The 16,772-nt window shown below is 62.3% G+C and carries 22 protein-coding genes; 13 read left to right on the top strand and 9 right to left on the bottom strand.

Going from position 1 to position 16,772, the window contains the following annotated elements:
• Window positions 1–95 precede the first annotated feature (95 nt).
• The 4 genes from J2X76_RS03005 (at window position 96) to J2X76_RS02990 (ending at window position 2,498) form a co-directional block, all read left to right on the top strand.
• The gene (locus tag J2X76_RS03005) at window positions 96–1,097 is read left to right on the top strand and encodes an NAD(P)H-quinone oxidoreductase (protein WP_310212983.1); all 1,002 of its coding nucleotides are present in this window, start codon (window positions 96–98) and stop codon (window positions 1,095–1,097) included.
• Between the two features lie 46 nt (window positions 1,098–1,143).
• The gene (locus J2X76_RS03000; RefSeq protein ID WP_310212980.1) at window positions 1,144–1,455 is read left to right on the top strand and encodes a type II toxin-antitoxin system RelE/ParE family toxin; all 312 of its coding nucleotides are present in this window, start codon (window positions 1,144–1,146) and stop codon (window positions 1,453–1,455) included.
• Between the two features lie 13 nt (window positions 1,456–1,468).
• Window positions 1,469–1,750, top strand: a complete 282-nt coding sequence (locus J2X76_RS02995; protein ID WP_310212978.1) for an XRE family transcriptional regulator — start codon at window positions 1,469–1,471, stop codon at window positions 1,748–1,750.
• Window positions 1,751–2,351: 601 nt separating this feature from the next.
• Window positions 2,352–2,498 (top strand): DUF1127 domain-containing protein, encoded by a 147-nt coding sequence (locus J2X76_RS02990; RefSeq protein WP_007751079.1) that lies wholly within the window; start codon window positions 2,352–2,354, stop codon window positions 2,496–2,498.
• A 73-nt stretch (window positions 2,499–2,571) separates the two neighbouring features.
• On the opposite strand, the gene J2X76_RS02985 is transcribed toward J2X76_RS02990, so the two are convergent.
• Entirely contained in the window at window positions 2,572–3,309 is a 738-nt protein-coding gene (locus J2X76_RS02985; RefSeq protein WP_310212972.1) for a DUF3750 domain-containing protein, read from the bottom strand.
• Between the two features lie 96 nt (window positions 3,310–3,405).
• Here J2X76_RS02985 and J2X76_RS02980 point away from each other — a divergent pair, with 96 nt between their 5' ends.
• A complete protein-coding gene (locus tag J2X76_RS02980) occupies window positions 3,406–4,413 on the top strand; it encodes an asparaginase (protein ID WP_113130617.1) in 1,008 nt (335 codons plus the stop codon).
• Window positions 4,414–4,676: 263 nt separating this feature from the next.
• On the opposite strand, the gene J2X76_RS02975 is transcribed toward J2X76_RS02980, so the two are convergent.
• On the bottom strand, window positions 4,677–5,432 hold the full coding sequence (locus J2X76_RS02975; protein WP_310212967.1) for a DeoR/GlpR family DNA-binding transcription regulator: 756 nt from the start codon (window positions 5,430–5,432) through the stop codon (window positions 4,677–4,679).
• Window positions 5,433–5,558: 126 nt separating this feature from the next.
• On the opposite strand from J2X76_RS02975, the gene J2X76_RS02970 reads away from it, so the two are divergent.
• Together J2X76_RS02970 and J2X76_RS02965 are read left to right on the top strand one after the other, a co-directional pair.
• Complete coding sequence (locus tag J2X76_RS02970; RefSeq protein WP_310212963.1) at window positions 5,559–5,915, top strand: DUF4406 domain-containing protein; 357 nt, start codon at window positions 5,559–5,561, stop codon at window positions 5,913–5,915.
• A 67-nt stretch (window positions 5,916–5,982) separates the two neighbouring features.
• Window positions 5,983–6,615, top strand: a complete 633-nt coding sequence (locus tag J2X76_RS02965; RefSeq protein WP_310212960.1) for a glutathione S-transferase family protein — start codon at window positions 5,983–5,985, stop codon at window positions 6,613–6,615.
• Between the two features lie 9 nt (window positions 6,616–6,624).
• Here the strand turns inward: J2X76_RS02965 and J2X76_RS02960 are convergent, their stop codons facing one another.
• Window positions 6,625–6,975, bottom strand: coding sequence for an MmcQ/YjbR family DNA-binding protein (locus J2X76_RS02960; RefSeq protein ID WP_310212957.1), 351 nt, complete (start codon window positions 6,973–6,975; stop codon window positions 6,625–6,627).
• Between the two features lie 36 nt (window positions 6,976–7,011).
• On the bottom strand, window positions 7,012–7,191 hold the full coding sequence (locus tag J2X76_RS02955; protein WP_310212954.1) for a hypothetical protein: 180 nt from the start codon (window positions 7,189–7,191) through the stop codon (window positions 7,012–7,014).
• A gap of 122 nt (window positions 7,192–7,313) precedes the next feature.
• Between J2X76_RS02955 and J2X76_RS02950 the strand changes: the two genes are divergently transcribed.
• Window positions 7,314–8,210: a LysR substrate-binding domain-containing protein gene (locus J2X76_RS02950; RefSeq protein ID WP_310212951.1), complete on the top strand. Its 897-nt coding sequence runs from the start codon at window positions 7,314–7,316 to the stop codon at window positions 8,208–8,210.
• 4 nt (window positions 8,211–8,214) lie between these two features.
• On the opposite strand, the gene J2X76_RS02945 is transcribed toward J2X76_RS02950, so the two are convergent.
• Window positions 8,215–8,874 (bottom strand): glutathione S-transferase family protein, encoded by a 660-nt coding sequence (locus tag J2X76_RS02945; RefSeq protein WP_310212948.1) that lies wholly within the window; start codon window positions 8,872–8,874, stop codon window positions 8,215–8,217.
• 133 nt (window positions 8,875–9,007) lie between these two features.
• Between J2X76_RS02945 and J2X76_RS02940 the strand changes: the two genes are divergently transcribed.
• Together J2X76_RS02940 and J2X76_RS02935 are read left to right on the top strand one after the other, a co-directional pair.
• Window positions 9,008–9,289: a type II toxin-antitoxin system ParD family antitoxin gene (locus tag J2X76_RS02940; RefSeq protein ID WP_113129338.1), complete on the top strand. Its 282-nt coding sequence runs from the start codon at window positions 9,008–9,010 to the stop codon at window positions 9,287–9,289.
• Complete coding sequence (locus J2X76_RS02935; protein WP_310212945.1) at window positions 9,286–9,594, top strand: type II toxin-antitoxin system RelE/ParE family toxin; 309 nt, start codon at window positions 9,286–9,288, stop codon at window positions 9,592–9,594. The genes J2X76_RS02940 and J2X76_RS02935 overlap by 4 nt, the downstream gene beginning before the upstream one ends.
• Here the strand turns inward: J2X76_RS02935 and J2X76_RS02930 are convergent.
• Window positions 9,591–10,970, bottom strand: coding sequence for a TIGR03808 family TAT-translocated repetitive protein (locus J2X76_RS02930; RefSeq protein ID WP_310212942.1), 1,380 nt, complete (start codon window positions 10,968–10,970; stop codon window positions 9,591–9,593). The genes J2X76_RS02935 and J2X76_RS02930 overlap by 4 nt on opposite strands.
• A gap of 238 nt (window positions 10,971–11,208) precedes the next feature.
• Between J2X76_RS02930 and J2X76_RS02925 the strand changes: the two genes are divergently transcribed.
• Window positions 11,209–12,714 (top strand): diguanylate cyclase domain-containing protein, encoded by a 1,506-nt coding sequence (locus J2X76_RS02925; protein ID WP_310212939.1) that lies wholly within the window; start codon window positions 11,209–11,211, stop codon window positions 12,712–12,714.
• On the opposite strand, the gene J2X76_RS02920 is transcribed toward J2X76_RS02925, so the two are convergent.
• The 3 genes from J2X76_RS02920 to J2X76_RS02910 form a co-directional block, all read right to left on the bottom strand.
• On the bottom strand, window positions 12,711–13,037 hold the full coding sequence (locus J2X76_RS02920; protein WP_310212935.1) for a type II toxin-antitoxin system RelE/ParE family toxin: 327 nt from the start codon (window positions 13,035–13,037) through the stop codon (window positions 12,711–12,713). The two genes, J2X76_RS02925 and J2X76_RS02920, sit on opposite strands and share 4 nt — an antisense overlap.
• Window positions 13,038–13,283 (bottom strand): type II toxin-antitoxin system ParD family antitoxin, encoded by a 246-nt coding sequence (locus J2X76_RS02915; protein WP_113129342.1) that lies wholly within the window; start codon window positions 13,281–13,283, stop codon window positions 13,038–13,040.
• A 68-nt stretch (window positions 13,284–13,351) separates the two neighbouring features.
• The gene (locus tag J2X76_RS02910; RefSeq protein WP_310212932.1) at window positions 13,352–13,891 is read right to left on the bottom strand and encodes a MarR family winged helix-turn-helix transcriptional regulator; all 540 of its coding nucleotides are present in this window, start codon (window positions 13,889–13,891) and stop codon (window positions 13,352–13,354) included.
• Window positions 13,892–14,008: 117 nt separating this feature from the next.
• On the opposite strand from J2X76_RS02910, the gene J2X76_RS02905 reads away from it, so the two are divergent.
• Entirely contained in the window at window positions 14,009–15,541 is a 1,533-nt protein-coding gene (locus J2X76_RS02905) for an MDR family MFS transporter (RefSeq protein WP_310212929.1), read from the top strand.
• 37 nt (window positions 15,542–15,578) lie between these two features.
• Window positions 15,579–16,589: a ligase-associated DNA damage response exonuclease gene (locus tag J2X76_RS02900; RefSeq protein WP_310212927.1), complete on the top strand. Its 1,011-nt coding sequence runs from the start codon at window positions 15,579–15,581 to the stop codon at window positions 16,587–16,589.
• The last annotated feature ends 183 nt before the right edge of the window (window positions 16,590–16,772 follow it).

The following is a 16,772-nucleotide window of genomic DNA, read 5'->3' as shown; positions in this document are numbered from 1 at the left end:
CTAGGCGGCGGAACGCCGCCTTCCTATCGGCAAGGGACTGTCCTAAGTCAGTGGCCTATCACCGATCCCGTCGGTGCACTGAGAGGAGACCCGCCATGCCGCTTCCCCCCGAAATGCGTTTCGTCGATCTGCCGTCCTTCGGAGAGCCGGAGGTGATGACCATCGCCAAGGGTCCGCTGCCGGCGGTGCGGGCGGGCGAGATACTGGTCAGGGTGGAGGCGGCGGGCATCAATCGCCCGGACGTGCAGCAGCGCAAGGGCGCCTATCCGCCGCCCAAGGACGCAAGCCCGGTCCTCGGCCTGGAAATTGCGGGCGAAGTGGTGGCGCTCGGCGAGGGCGTCAGCGAATTCAGGCCCGGCGACAAGGTCTGCGCGCTCGCAAACGGCGGCGGTTATGCGCAATATTGCGCCGTGCCGGCAGGGCAGGCGCTGCCCTGGCCCAAGGGTTTTGATGCGGTGAAGGCCGCGGCCATTCCTGAAACCTTCTTCACCGTCTGGGCCAATCTTTTCCAGATGGCGGGCCTCACCGAAGGCGAAAGCGTGCTGATCCACGGCGGCACCAGCGGCATCGGCACCACCGCCATCCAGCTCGCCAAGGCCTTTGGCGCGACGATCTACGCGACGGCGGGCTCCCGGGAAAAATGCGAGGCCTGCGAAAAGCTCGGCGCCAGGAGAGGTATCGACTACAGGACCGAGGATTTTGCCGAGGTCATCAAGGCGGAAACGGGAGGCAGGGGTGTCGATGTGGTGCTCGACATGATCGGCGCCGCCTATCTCGAAAAGAACCTCTCCGTCCTCGCGAAGGACGGCTGCCTGTCGATCATCGCCTTCCTCGGCGGCAACATCGCCGAAAAGGTCAACCTCTCGCCGATCATGGTGAAACGCCTGACGGTGACCGGCTCGACCATGCGGCCGCGCACGGCGGACGAAAAACGCGCCATCCGCGACGATCTCATAAGCCAGGTCTGGCCGCTCCTTGAAGACGGCACGGTCGCCCCGGTCATCCACTCGGTCCTGCCCTTTGCGGAGGTCGTCGAGGCCCACAGGCTGATGGAAACCAGCAGCCATATCGGCAAGATCGTGGTGACGGTTGCCTAGTCCTGTTATTCGACTATACTGGTTTTGATATAAATCTTGGATCGATATGAAGCGGTTGGAGTTTCTCGGAGATGCGTTGGATCGCCTGCGGGATTTTCCGGAGCCCGCCCGTAAAGAGGCGGGCGTCCAGTTGCACAAGATCCAGCTTGGTCTTGAGCCGAGCGACTGGAAGACGATGACGACGATCGGAGCGGGTGTGCGGGAGATTCGCATCCGCGACGAAACGGGCGCATTTCGCATCATCTACGTGACCAGGATAGAGGATGCCGTATACGTCCTGCATGCATTCCAGAAGAAGACGCAGCAGACGGCAAAGCGGGATCTGGATATCGCAACCGCACGTCTGCGGCAGATCTGATCGGATTGGACCAATGGAACGCCAGAGCTTTGCAAATGTCTGGGATGCGCTGGAAAATACCCCGGCGGAAGCGGCCAATATGTCGATGCGCTCGGCCCTGCTGATTGCGATCGAGCAGAAGGTTCGGAACTGGAAGGTGACCCAGACGGAGGCGGCCTCTCGCCTCGGCATCACCCAGCCGCGGCTGAACGACCTGCTTAGGGGAAGGATTGCCAATTTCAGCCTGGACGCACTGGTCGAACTGGCTGGAAAGGTTGGGCTTTCCGTCCGGCTGGAGATCGCGGACGCAGCCTGATCCTCGATCGCCCGATGGATGGAAACCAGCAGCCATATCGGCAAGATCGTGGTGACGTTGGGCTGAGGGAGGGAATCTGCCTCGATCGAAGCTGGCGAATTCTAGGGGCGGGAGGCTGCTTTCGCAACTCAATTAAATACGCGATCGTTTATATAACGTGGCTTGCAGAACAGGGTTTTGGCGCCTACCTTTTGATCATCGTCAACGTAATGAAAGGAAGGTGATCCAATGTCTAGTGAGATTTCGGTCTGTGTAACGGGCAATGGAAAGGTGGCGGTCTTGACGGGGCAACCCTCGGCCTGAACTTCATCTTCCTTCGGGCCGCTGTGAAGCGCCCCGGGTTCGTTCAACCGGACCAAACTCATGGAAGGGTCGCCTGGAGCGGCCCTTTTCCATTTCTGGCTTCCACTTTCCCGCCCGACCTCTCTTCATTTTTCATTATATCTAATATGAGAAGACCCATGCGCCCTTTGCATGGGTGGCCTGCCAAGAGGGCGCTTTCAGTGCACGTTTGATGAGCTTATATAAGTCCCATCGAAGCAAACGAAAGCGCCAAGGACTGGCAGCTGGGCTTCGAAAATCCCAGGAAAGGGGAACCATCATGAACGTCGCACGCACTCTCAACAATTGGCGCAAGTACCGTCAGACGGTTGCCGAACTGGGCCGTATGACACCGCGCGAACTCAACGATCTCGGCATTGCCCAGGGCGATATCCGCCGCGTCGCGCGCCAGGCCGTCGGCTTCTGATCGTCATCTGACATGAATTTATGTCGAACGCCCGCATCCGCGGGCGTTTTGCATTTTGTGCATAGCTGCCATCTCAAATCCCGATCCGTCCCAGCGCCGGCACCTTGATGCCGGGATTGGCGAAATCGAGGCCTGCCACCAGGCCCAGGAAATGCACCTCGAACCCGCTGCGCAGGCCGGCCGAAATGCCGAAGAGACCGCGCAGCGTCACATGCACGTCCCGCCAGTCGTCGTCCACATGGATGAATTCGCCGTTGGGCAGGTAGTCGCGCCCGACCGCGTGCGGCGGCAGCACGGCGTCGAGCTGCGGCACGGTGCGCAGCACATAGGCGACGAACGTGTTCGAATTCGGCCCCGGCCAGATCGTGTAGCCGCCCGGCTCCGCGTAGGGGTAGGCGGCGATCGCGCCTTCCACCTTGGGGATCAGCAGTTCCGCCTTTGAACCGGTGACGGAGGTAACGATCTGCGGCGTGTTGGAATACCAGTAGGCGTCGGGCGAATAGCCGTTGCGGCGGATCGGCGAACCCCACCCCACCTTGTCGAAGCGCGTATAGGTTTTCGCGCCTTTTTCCTTGAAGACAATCCACGCATGGCTTGCCACGGCGCCCTTCAGGCCTCCGGTCATTGCCGAGAAGACGTAGATCGCCGCTTCGTTACTCGTCTCTGGCTTCGGTAGGATGCCCGCCGACGACCAGCGTGCCTCGCGCCAGCCCGACGGACGCTCCTTCATCGCCCAGAGACCGGCGGACGCGAAGGTCGGAACCAGGTAGACAATGAAGATAGCCAGAAACAACCGCTTAACCGATTTCATACGGTCCCCCATGAAAATCCCGCCGGACTCGTTTAAGAGCCTGTGATATGCGCCCAGTGATAGGCACCAATGAAACCGGCAATTTCAGGACAGACCATGCAAAACCCAGTCACCGTCGAAGTCACCAGAGGCAACCTGGTCGAAAGCCGTCACCGCGGGCTCGGAGCGGTCGTCGATGGCGACGGCAAGGTGCTGTTTTCGTTCGGGGAGGCGGAAGCACATGTTTTCCCGCGCTCCGCCAGCAAGGCCATGCAGGCGCTGCCGCTTGTCGAAAGCGGCGCGGCGGATGCCTATGGCTTCGGCAACGAGGAACTCGCATTCGCCTGCGCCTCCCATTCCGGCGAGGACGCGCATGTGGCGATGGCCGCTTCGATGCTGAGCAAGGCAGGACGTGACGACAGCGCGCTCGAATGCGGCGCCCATTGGTCGTCCGAGCAGGCGGTGCTGATCCACCAGGCCCGCACGATCGAGGCGCCGACAGCACTTCACAACAATTGCTCCGGCAAGCATTCCGGCTTCATCTGCACCTGCGTCCACACCGGCATGGATGTGAAGGGGTATGTCGGTTACGACCATCCGCTGCAGGCAGAAATCCGCGGCACGATGGAAGTGCTGACCGGCTCCGTCATCGGCCACCAGAACTGCGGCACCGATGGTTGCTCCATTCCCACCTATGCGGTGCCGCTGAAGGGCCTCGCCCACGGTTTTGCCAAGATGGTGACCGGCAATACCTTGTCCGCCGAGCGCGCCAAAGCCTCGCGCCGGCTGATGGATGCCTGCATGGCCGAGCCCTTTTACGTCGCCGGCACCAACCGCGCCTGCACCAGGCTGATGGAAGTCGCACCCGGCAAGATCTTTGCCAAGACCGGCGCCGAAGGCGTGTTCGTCGCCGCGCTGCCGGACCAGGGCATTGCCATGGCAGTGAAATGCGAGGACGGCACCACCCGCGCCGCCGAAGCGATGATCTTCGCCCTGATCGCCCGCTATTTCGAAAAGGGCGGCGAGGTGCACACCAAGCTGATGGCCATGGCCAACAAGCCGATGAAGAACTGGAACGGCATCCATGTGGGCGATGTCAGGGTGACCGACGCGCTGTTTGCGTGAGATCGGTCAGATCGCTCCAATCGGGATGCGATGCGCCGGACGAGATTGGCGCGACCATTTCCCCACACTCCGTCATCCTCGGGCTTGACCCGAGGATCCATCCACGCGAAGTCCTTCGCGTGAGCCGTCCTTAAGCGCCGCAGACGCGGCGGTGGATCCTCGGGTCAAGCCCGAGGATGACGGCGGGGAGGGTGGGGCCCTGCACATACGGCGATGAAGAGGCGTTATTTGCGCCTAGCAGCGTCTGGTTTCAAGCGCCCGATCTAAACCTCGATCACACGAATCCCCATCCCCCTGTAAGACGCCAGCCGTTCCTCCTCGATCCCCTCCTGCACGATCATCCCCGAGAGCGCCGAAACCGGCATGATCACATGCGGTGAAACCGCGTCCAGCTTTTCCGCCGTGACCAGCGTGATCGTCTCGGCAGAACATGCCGCGATATGCCGCTTGATCGCCGCCTCCTCGAAATCGCCGGTCGAGAGCCCCCGCACCGGATGGGCGGCGGTGATGCCGAGGAAGAAGATGTCCGGCCGCATCAGCGCGATCTGCGCCGTCGCGGCGGCCCCCGTCGCCACCATCGAGTGTTTGTAGAGCCTGCCGCCGATCAGGATCACATCTGCCGTCGGATGGTGCTCAAGTTCCGCCGCGATCGTCGGGCTGTGGGTGACGATGGTGAAGGCGAAATCCCGGGGCAGGGCGCGGGCGATCTCGGCGGTCGATGTGCCGCCATCGAGAAAGATCGTCTGCCCCTCGCGCACCATGCCGGCCGCCTTGGCGCCGAGCCGCTGTTTCACGTCCGACGACACCGCCCGCCGGGAGGAAAAATCCGGCAGGTCGGGGGCGACCGGCATCGCCCCGCCATGCACCCGCCGCAGCAGCCCCTCCGCCGCCATTTCCCGAAGATCCCGCCGGATCGTGTCTTCCGACAGCGAAAATTCTTCCGCCGCCCGCTTGGCGACGACCTGCCCCTCACGGCGCAGCATGTCGAGGATGAGGTTCTTGCGTTGGCTTGTCAGCATTGGTCTTGACTCTGCACGAAATTGCATGAATAAGCACAATTATGCCTGAAGTTGCCGACAATGTAAAGTATTTCAGGTAAATTCGTGCAGTTCCGCGATGATGTGGACAAGTTTGGAGAAACGAAGATGTTGATCTTGATCGCAGGCCCATACCGCTCGGGCACCGGAGACGACCCCCGGAAGATGGCGGAAAACCTGAAAGTGCTCGAAGCGCCGTCGCATGCGCTGTTCAAGGCCGGCCATGTGCCGATGATCGGCGAATGGGTGGCGCTGCCGGTCTGGCATGCCGCCGGCGGCAAGCATGTGGGCGACGATCTCTACGAAGAGATCTTTCACCCGGTCGCCGGCCGACTGCTTGAGATCTGCGAAGGCGTGCTGCGCCTGCCGGGCGCTTCCAAGGGCGCCGACAACGATGTGCGGATCGCCAACGAGCGCGGCATTCCGGTCTGGCATCGGCTGGAGGATGTGCCGGGCGTCAGCTGACGGGCGGTTTGAGGCTTCCGGCTTCGGAAAACCGTGTTAGAACCACGCCGCCCAACGGAGGATTTTCATGTATACGCTGTTCTTTTCGCCCAATGCCTGCTCGCTGGCCAGCCATATCGCGCTTGCCGAATCCGGTCTGCCCTACGAGATCAGGTGGGTGAAATTCGCCGACAAGGAGCAGCAGTCGGAAGCCTATCTGAAGATCAATCCCAAGGGCCGCGTGCCGGCACTCGCCACGGACAGGGGCGTGATCACCGAATCCGTCGCGATCCTCGCCTTCATCGCCCAATCGGCACCCGAGGCGAAGCTCGCGCCGCTCGACGATCCGTTCCTGTTCTCCAGGATGCAGGCCTTCAACGCCTATATCGCCTCGACGGTACACGTCGCCTATGCCCATTGGCGCCGCGGTTACCGTTGGGCGGACAACCAGTCCTCCTTCGACGACATGGTCGCCAAGGCTCCGAAAGTCTTTCACGACTGCTTTCAGGTGATCGAGGACTCCTTGCTGGAAGGTCCCTATGTGCTGGGCGAAACCTATTCGGTCGCCGATGCCTATCTTTACCTGATGACCGACTGGCTCGCCAACATGAAGCTCGACCGCGCGGATTTCCCGAAGGTCGCCGCCCATTACGAGCGGATGAAACAGCGTCCGGCGGTGCAGCGCGCGATCGCGGAACAGGCTGCGGCAACCGCCGTCTAATTCTGGCCCCTAACTCTTGTAGGTGGCGGCAAGCTTCCTCGGCGCCCGAAAGCGCCATGCCGCCACCAGCCGCATCGTCAACTCGTCGTCGCCGATTACGTCGATCCTGACCGGCAGCGACGGCCAGCCGCGATAATGGTCGGTCTGGAAATAGATGTCCGGCGCCATCTCGATCAGCCGTTCCTTCTCGTCGATCGGAATGGCAAGCACGATGGTCTCGCTGTTCCTGATTGAGACGAAGGCCTTGCCGCCCACCTTCAATGCCGGCGTGCCGTAGTGGGTCGCTTCTTCGACCTCCGGCAACCCCGCCTGTGCCGCGAGGCGTTTCAGCCGCTCGAATATGGAGTTCACGTCAAGCATCCGATCCGCCCTTTCGGGAGACGGATCATAGAGCTGTCAGGCGCATTTCGCGAGAGGCGCGTCGTTGCGGTTCGTGTCGGTGTGAGCCAGGCGCGGGAAGGGCAGATCGGCGAGCTGCCGCAAATTCATCGAGCGGATCTCGGGATGGTGGAACGGGTCGTTCGACTGGATGTCCACCAATGTTTCGGTCGTTTCCAACCAGGTCTTCAGGTTCAAGAAAATCTTCAGCGGTCTCATGACCGTCACCTCGCAAATCTGTTACATTTGCAGAGGCACTATCGGCTTCAGCGCCGTCGTTTTCAATTGAGTTCTTGAGCGGTTGACTATAGAAAATCTATATGAGTAATCTCAATCTCGTGCATCTCAACGGCCTGCGGGCGCTGGAAGCGGTCGGTCGGCTCGGTTCCCTGCAGGCGGCGGCGGATGAGCTTGGCGTATCGGTCGGCGCCGTCAGCCAGCAGGTCATCAAGGCGGAAGCCCAGCTCGGCCAGCCGGTCTTTCAGCGTCTGCCGAAGGGCATGATGCCGGTCGATGCGGCGCGGCCGATGCTGGCGCGATTGACCGAAGGTTTTCACGCGCTTTCCGAAGCGGTTTCGATCGGCCGGCGCCAGGACGATGCGCTCTTGACCATTTCCGTGGCGCCTGTCTTTGCGGCGCGGTTCCTGGTCCACCGGCTCGACCGGTTCTCGAGGCTCCATCCGGAAATCCGCCTGCGCATGGACGCGACGACCAGGCTCGCCGATCTCGGCGTCGACGATATCGATCTCGGCATCCGCGTCGGGCCGGGCGCGTGGCCGGGCGTCGACGCCGAATTGCTCATCGAGCAGACGGTGTTTCCGGTCTGCTCCCCGGCGCTTGCAGAAAAACTGAAGGAGCCGAGGGACATCCTGAAGCTGCCGGCGATCATCGACGGTCCCTCGATGTTTTCCTGGGAGATCTGGCTGAACGAGGCAGGCCTGTCCGGCGCCGGCATGGCGACCCGCCATGTGTTCAACGACGCCTCGCTCTGCCTCGATGCGACGATCGCGGGGCAGGGCGTCATGCTCGCCTGGCATACGCTTGCCACCTACGCGCTGGAACAGGGGCGGCTGGTCGAGCCGTTTTCGGTCCGGGCGCATACCGGCATGGGGCATTATCTCGTCACCCGCGCCGGCGCACGGCTGCCGGCGAAGGTGAGGGCTTTCCGGGATTGGCTGAAGACGGAGCTGCCGCCGCTCACGGAAAGCCGGGTTTAAGGCATCACGCCGGTTCGGCGGTCCGCTTGTCCCACATCGCCTTGAAGCCGGGGCGGGCCTGGGCGGCTTCGATCCAGGCCTTCAGGGCCGGCCGGCTGTCGAACAGCGGCGCGTAGCCCTGGGCGTAACGCACGACTTCCGCGACATTGATGTCCGCGACCGTGAACCGGCCGCCGACCATGTGGCTGTTATTGGAAAGGTGCTTTTCGAGCGCATCGAAAGGCCGCTTGAGCAGGCGGGCGGAAACCTCGATATCCGTCTTGCCTTCCTCGCTATCCTGCTTGCCGCCCGCGATCGTCGAGGAGATCTTGAGCGCCGGGGTCTCGATGCTGGTCGCGCCGAACAGCGACCACTGCACCATCTGCGCTTCCTCGGCGATGTCCCTCGGGCTGATGTCGCCGCCGTACTTGCGGGCGAGATAGAGCGTGATCGCAAGCGATTCATGCAGCACGAAGCCGTCGTCGTCCATCGAGGGCACGGAACCCATCGGATTGACCGCCAGGAATTCCGCAGACAGCGTATTGACCGGCGCGCCTGGTGCCATCGGCTCCTTGAGGCGGTAGGCCTGAATAACCGGAACAAGTTCAAAAGGAATACCCAGTTCCTCGATGAGCCAGAGCGGGCGCGTGGCGCGCGAGCGGTAAACACCATAAATTTTCAGCATCAAAGTCCCTCCAGAAATGCGAGCGCAAGCTAGTGGCAGGTCGCGCAAAACGGAAGATCAATCCGCGTTGGACGATGATGAAAGTTTTCGATAGGATTTAATCGTGTCCGATTTGTTGGAAAGAGGCCCGATCATGCGCACCACCCAGTCGCTCAGCATCACCCTGCCGCTCGAAATGGCACAGATGGTCAAGGCCAAGGTCGCCTCCGGCGAATACGCCACGGAAAGCGAAGTCATCCGCGACGGCCTGCGCACGCTGCTCGCCCGCGACGCGGCGATCGAGAAATGGCTGGTGGAGGAGGTGGTGCCGACCTTGGATGAGATCGAGGCGAACCCCTCCAAAGTCATGCCCCTTGAGGAAGCACGCAGGAGGCTGCATGCCCGCATCGACAAGCTGGTCGATCCGAAGTCATGAAATACACGGTCCTGTTCTCGGATGATGCCGAAGAGGATGTCGCGGAACTTCTGCAATATCTTGTTCCAGTTGCAGGAGAAAGGATTGCCAGGCGCTATGTCGATCGGTTGATCGACTACTGCTATTCCTTTGAAACCTTTCCCGAACGCGGGGTATTTTCCGACAAGAGGCCTGGCCTGCGCCTGGTGGGATATCGGCGAAAAGCGACCGTCGCGTTCCAAATAAAGGGTGACGTTGTCTTCATCGTCCGCATCTTCCATCGCGGCCGCAACGTCGATTTGGATGAAACCGAAGATTTCGACTAAACGATCCGGTTGTTCTCGATCGTCAGATGCTTGAACCCCTGGGCCTGACTGTCACCCCGACCGAGTTCCGCCGTGGAAGGCGTCTTCCAGCGATGACCGATCACCGCGCCGTCTCTCACCGCCTCGAACAGGTTGCCGGAAATGAGCGCGCTGCCGGCGCCTTCCACCACGGTCACCGCGCAGCCGATCTTCGCTTGCCGGACGATGTTGTTGCTGGCGAGCACGTTGCGCAGGTAGGGCCCGAAACCGAGCGCCATGCCCCAGAGCGGCACCGTCTCGATGACATTGCCGGTCACCGCCGTATCCGCCTCGACGCTGATGCCGACGCCGAAGATGGCTTCGTCGAGCACATAGGGGCCGGTGGGCGCCAGGTTGCGGACGATATTGTTGGCGACGGTCGCAAGCCGGCCGCCCTCGTTGAAGTTGACGACCGAAATGCCGTTTGCCGCTCCGTCGACGATATTGCCGAGGACCATGGCGCCTTCGAAGGCGAATTCCGCATAGATCGCCGTCTCGCCGGACGCGAGGCAGGTATTGTTGGCGATCTGGGCGTTCGAAGCGCTGTTGGCGCGGATCGCCGAAAAGGCCGATTGCGAGATCTGGTTGCCGGTCACGATGACGTTGCCGGCCCGAAACAGGTTGATCGCATTGCCATACTGGCCGGTACCGCCATTGGTGGCGCCGATCCGGGAGATGCGGTTGCCGGAAACGATCGTGCCGTCGGCGCCCTTGCTCCGGCGATGGACGAGAATGCCGCCATTGCCGCAATCGAAAACGGTATTGCCTGTGATGGAAAGTCCCGTGCTGTCAACGGCATAGAGGCCATATTCCGCGGCGCCTGAAATGCGGCTCCGCTCGATGCGCCCGCCCGAACGTTCGAGCCGCACGGCCGTCTGGTCCGCGCCAACGACCTCGCAGTTGTCGATGACGATCTCACCCACGCCACGTATCTGGACCAGCGCCGGGCTCTGTTCGTCGAGCCGTCGGCCCGCGCCGTCGATGACGATATTGGAAAGCTCGATGCGGCGCGCGCCGTCGGCCCGCAGCATCCGCCCCCCGCCGGAATAGACGAGCCGGGAGGCCCCCGGCACGCCGGTGATGCGGGTGCCTTCGGGCAGGTCGAGATTGGACACCGGATAGTTTCCCGGCGGCAGGAAGACCGGCATGTTCTGGCGGGCGGCCTTGGCGATGACCTCGGCGAGCTTGCGGTTCTGCTTGTCGCCACCGTCAGGGGTGACGCCGTGCGCACCGGCATCGATCGAACCGCGCAGGTCGATCGCAGGAAACCCCTGGGAGGCCGGGAGGGCGCGGCCAGGCATGGCGCCGGCGGCCGCCGCGCCCGCGATCATCGTCAATGCCGTACGTCTCGAAATCATCCACTTCGTCTCCCCGGCGTCAATAAAGCATTTTCCATGCCGGCCCTTTATATTGTTACTACTCTGAAAGATTTGGATTACCGAGTAAAAAAGGCTTCTTTCGAAGCTTCACTCATGGCAATTTCACGATGATTTTAAGCAACGATAAGGAATTCTGCCCCATCCTGTATGGCAATCGGGTGGTGGGTTCCCGCGCATTTTCTTGAAATGAAAAGGAGGCACTCGGATGGCGGGGCCCATGTCGCATAGCATGCCCTTGGGGTTTGCCCCCGATCCGCTTGACGAGCTCTGCAGCCGCCTCCTGCGCGTTTCCGCCGACAGTGACATCGATCTCGACATTGCGCTCGTCACCCGCGAACTCGAAACCCGGACCCTTCTCGATCAGCTGCCGGATTTTATCTACGTAAAGGACCGTCTCGGCCGCTTCGTCTTCGCCAATGCCGCAGCCGGCCGCAGCAGCAAGCTGCATAAGGGCTTCGACCTGATCGGCAAGACGGACTTCGACATTCTCGATCATGAAACCGCCCGCCAATTGTTTCTCGTCGAACAGGAAATCATGTCGACCGGCATAGCCGTCGACGGTCGCGAGGAGCGCGTCAAGCTCGGCGACGGGCGTGTGCTCTGGCTCACCACCTCGAAAATGCCGCTGCGCGACATTCACGGGCAGGTCGTCGGCCTGGTCGGTATTTCGCGCGACATCACCGAGCGCAAACGCCAGGACGATCGCCGGCACGGCCATGCGCGTCTTCTCGAGATGATCGCCCGCGGCCAGCCTTTGACGGCGGTCCTCGATGCGCTCGTCAAGACGGTGGAGGAGGAGCTGGACGATGTCACGGCTTCGGTCCTGCTTCTCGAAGAAGGTACGGACCGGCTGCGCCACGGTGCGGCGACCCGGCTTCCGCCGGCCTATGTGAAACTGATCGACGGCATCGAGATCGGCCCTAAGGTCGGCTCCTGCGGCACGGCCGCCTGGCGGCGCGAACCCGTCTTCGTCAAGGATGTGCTTACCGATCCGCTCTGGGACAATTACCGCGAGCTGGCGCTGATGTTCGGCTTCCGCTCGTGCTGGTCGACGCCGATCATGGGTGCCGACGGGCGGGTGCTCGGCACGTTCGGGCTTTATTCCGACGCGCCGCGCGAACCGACAGAGCTCGAGCTCGAGCTGACCGCGATGGCGACCGACATTGCCGGTATCGCCATCGATCGCGCCCTTGCGGAAGAGCGCATCCAGCACATGGCGCATCACGATCCGCTGACCGGCCTGCCGAACCGGACATTGTTCTGGGCGCAGTTCAGCCGTGCCCTGCATGAGGCCCGCCGCGAGAACCGCAAGATCACCGTCGCCTATCTCGATCTCGACAATTTCAAGCAGATCAACGATACGCTCGGACACGCGGCCGGCGACGAAGTGTTGAAGACGCTGTCGTCGCGCATGGTCAGCTGCGTCCGCGTGACCGATCTTCTGGTCCGTCTTGGCGGCGACGAGTTCGCGATCGTCTTCAGCAATGTCAGCCAGGACGAACTTGGCCTCGTTCGCCGGCTTCAGGAACTGCGCGCCGCGATTTCGCAGCCGATCGTCATCGACGGCAGGAGCGTCACCGCCACCTGCAGCATGGGCGTCGCCTTCTTCCCGCAGGACGGCGCTACGCCGGAGGAACTGCTCGCCCGCGCCGACCGGGCCATGTACGAGGCCAAGGATCTGGGCCGCGACCGCCTGCGGGTTTCGGGAGGCGAGGGAATCTAACCGTCGTCCCCTGTTTCGGCATCCATGCCGAAAAGCTTCTCCGCATCCCGATGGCCTTCGAGGATGTTGACGACCTGGAAGCGGTCATTGACGTACCGGAAATAGATAATATAGCCGCGGTAGGCGACGCTTCTCAGGTCCGGACCAAGTTCCGAACGAAGCCGTCCCATGGCACCAGGTAAAGTCGCCAGATCACGGCACTTCTGACGCAGGGTTTTTACAAATTGCCTTGCGACAGCGGCGCTGCCGCTTTGCTTCGAGATGTAACGGGCGATTTCCCCGAAATCGGCCTGCGCGCTCTCCAGATATTGGATGCGCGGCACTCAATAACCTTCTTTCTCAAGCTTCCCGAACTCAGCTTCCAGAAAAACGTCGAGCTCTTCTTCGCTGACGTCTCCGCCTCTTTCGATAGACCGCTGCAGTGTCTCCCTCAGCGCCGAGAGCTTCGCCTCACGCTCTTCCACCAGCCGCAGCCCTTCGCGTACGACTTCGCTGGCCGAGCTGTAGCGGCCGTCTTCCACGGCTTCCTCGATGAATTTTTCCCAGCGGGGACCGATCGAAACGTTCATGCGCGTGCCTCCAGCTTCTGCTCGAAATTATACTGGAGTAACATTTTATGCGCAATCTATGGCATCGGCTAAGACGCTTCGGGAAGCTCGCTCTCGGAGGGTTTCTCCGCCGTCACGAAGACCTCTTCGTAACTGGACACGAATTTTTCGAACAGCTTCGAAAATGTGTGAAGGTCATCTTCCGGCCAGCCCTCCAGGACGCGGGCCAGCAGCGACCGTTTGACCGACCGGATCTCGGCCAGCAGGCTGTCGCCGAATTCCGTCCTGACCACCAGCGAACGCCGCCCGTCCGCCTGCGAAGCGTCGCGGCGCAACACGCCGCGGGCGACGAGATCGGCCACCAGCCGGCTGCCGCGCGAAGGGTCGATGCGCATCGCCTCGGCGATCGCGCCGACCGTCACCTCGCCCTCGATGCGGCGCATCACGTCCAACACGTCGAGATGCGAAATCTCCAGGCCCGGGGCGATATTGGCGATCGCCGTGCGGCCGATGATCCGCCGGCCGATCAGGATCCGCATTCGCCCGAGCATTTCGCTCACGCGTGCCACGTCCTCCGGAGAAGGGGAGGCGGCAGCGGGTTCCTGTTTCAGAAGGCTCTTGGTCGTCATGACGGAAACATATCAAAGCGCATGAGGCTTTCCAACCGTTCTTTGCGCGGTGCATCAAAGTGTCGTTGACAATTATATGCTGGAGACACATAAATTTCGGACGCTTGGATTGATCTCATGGATATGACCCGCCCGGCCCATGTGCCGCTCGTCGCCAACCACCGCCAGCGGTTGGTGATCTTCTGCTTTTTGCTGACGGCGCTGTTCATGGCGACGCTGGACAACCAGATCGTCTCGACCGCACTGCCGACGATCATCGGCGAATTCGGCGAACTGGAGCGTTTCGGCTGGGTCGGCTCCGCTTATCTTCTTGCCAGCAGCGCCTCGATGCCGATCTACGGCAAGCTCGGCGATCTGTTCGGCCGCAAATACGTGATGCTGGCGGCGATCGTCATCTTCACGGTCGGCTCGCTCACCTGCGGGCTTGCCTGGTCGATGGATTCTCTGATCGCTTCGCGCGTCCTGCAGGGGCTTGGCGGCGGCGGCATCATGGTATCGATCTTCTCCATCAATGCCGACCTGTTCGAGCCGCGCGAGCGGGCGAAATACCAGAGCTATTCGAGCCTGGTGATCATGGCGTCGGGCAGCCTCGGCCCGCTGCTCGGCGGCACGATGAGCGAGCTGTTCGGCTGGCGGTCGATCTTCCTGATCAACCTGCCTGTCGGCATCGTCGCCGTCACCGGCATTTCGCTTCTGCTTCCCTATCGCCGCCCGATCCGCAAGCCGAAGATCGATTATCTCGGCGCCGTCCTCCTGGCCGGAACCGTGGCCAGCATCGTCGTCTGGGCCGACAGCGTCACCCTGTTCGGCTCGCTGGTTGCCTGGCAGTCGATGGTGGTCGTGGCGGTCGGCGCCCTCTGCGCCGCTCTCTGGGTCTTCGTCGAAGGCCGCGTGCCCGAACCGATCGTGCCGCTGAAGCTCTTCCGCGACTCGACCTTTTCGCTGTTCCTGATCGTCTCCTTCTGCACCGGCGCGGTGGCGATCGGGATGGCGAACTATTTCGCGCTCTTCCTGCAGACGACGACGGGCCTCTCGCCCACGACCGCGAGCTTCTGCTTCGTCGCCACGACGCTCGGCATCGTCATCGGCTCGCTGTCGACCGGGCGGCTGATCTCGATGACCGGCCGCTACAAGCCGTTCACGCTGATCGGCCTGTCGCTGAACATCGCCGCGCTGTTCATCTTCTCGCAGCTCCCGGTCGGAACCCCGATCTACATCATCCTTGGTTTCATGCTGATGCAGGGCCTGGCGATCGGTTTCGGCCAGCAGGCGCCGATCATCGGCGTGCAGAATTCCGCGCCCCGCGAGGATGTCGGCGCGGCGACCGGTGCCGTGACGCTGATGCGCATGGCCGGTGCCTCGATCGCCATCTCGGTCTATGGCGCGATCGTCGCCGCCGGAATCCGGGGCGTCGGCACCAGCATTCCGGGGGTGGAGGATATCGGCTCGCTGACGCCGGTGATGATGCTCGCCTTGCCCGAGCCGTCACGCATCGCGGTCCACACGCTCTATACCCAGGCCTTCACGCCGGTGTTCATGGCCGGCAGCGCCATGGCGGTGATCGGCCTCATCGCCGCCTTGATGCTGAAACCGGTCCGCCTGCCATTGGCGGCCGTCGCCGAAAAGAAGCCGGTGACCGCCTCGGAGTGATCTGGCGTAACGGCGTTTTTACCCTATCTTCAAGGACATGAAACCCGAGGCGCTGCTCCACCCCACCCCGGCCGGGCTGTTCTGTCCCATCGGCCGCTTCCATGTCGATCCGGTCCGTCCCGTTGAGCGGGCGCTGATCACGCACGGCCATTCCGACCATGCCCGCGCCGGCCATGCGAAGGTCCTGGCGACGCGCCAGACGCTGGATATCATGCGCCTGCGCTACGGCGAGGATTTCTGCGGTGAGGAACAGGCCGCCGCTTTCGGCGAGGAGATCGATGTCGATGGCGTGCGGGTGAGCTTTCATCCGGCCGGCCACGTGCTCGGCTCGGCCCAGATCGCCATCGAGAAGGACGGGCTGCGCATCGTCGTTTCCGGGGATTACAAGCGCGGCGTGGATCCGACCTGCGCTCCCTTCGTGCCGGTCGCCTGCGATGTCTTCATCACCGAGGCCACCTTCGGCCTGCCGGTTTTTCATCATCCGGATCCGAAGGAGGAAATCGGCAAGCTGCTGACCTCACTCAAGCAGTTTCCCGAGCGCAGCCATCTCGTCGGGGCCTATGCGCTCGGCAAGGCCCAAAGGGTCATACGGCTGATCCGCGATTGCGGTTATCAGGAGCCGATCTACATCCATGGCGCGCTGGCCAAGCTCTGCGACTACTACGTCGGCCAGGGCATCGATCTCGGCGAGATCAGGCCGGCGACCATCGAAAAGAGCAGTCCCGATGCCTTCAAAGGCGCCGTCATCGTCGGCCCGCCCTCGGCCTTTCAGGATCGCTGGGCGCGGCGTTTCAACGAACCGCTGATCGCTTTTGCGTCGGGCTGGATGATGGTCCGCCAGCGCGCCAAGCAGGGCGGCGTCGAACTGCCGCTGGTCATCTCCGACCATTGCGACTGGCCGGAACTGCTCTCGACCATCGAGGAGATCGGGCCATCGGAAGTCTGGGTCACCCACGGCCGCGAGGAGGCGCTGGTACGCTGGTGCGAGCTGAAGAATATTCCGGCAAGGCCGCTGCATCTGGTGGGCTATGAGGATGAGGGGGATTGATGGGGATGATCTTTTCGCGCCGTGCCGCCGATACCCCCCTCTGGCCTGCCGGCCATCTCCCCCTCAAGGGGGGAGATCGGCAAGATGTGCCGGCTCTCTTCCACAATCGGCACCTGAGGGATGCGAGACGCCGCAGCGATTCGATCTCCCCCCTTGAGGGGGAGATGCCCGGCAGGGCAGAGG

The sequence above is a fragment of the Neorhizobium sp. 2083 genome (genome assembly GCF_031455615.1).
In the GTDB taxonomy this organism is placed as follows: Bacteria; Pseudomonadota; Alphaproteobacteria; order Rhizobiales; family Rhizobiaceae; genus Neorhizobium.
This window is presented reverse-complemented; position numbering and strand designations above follow the sequence as displayed.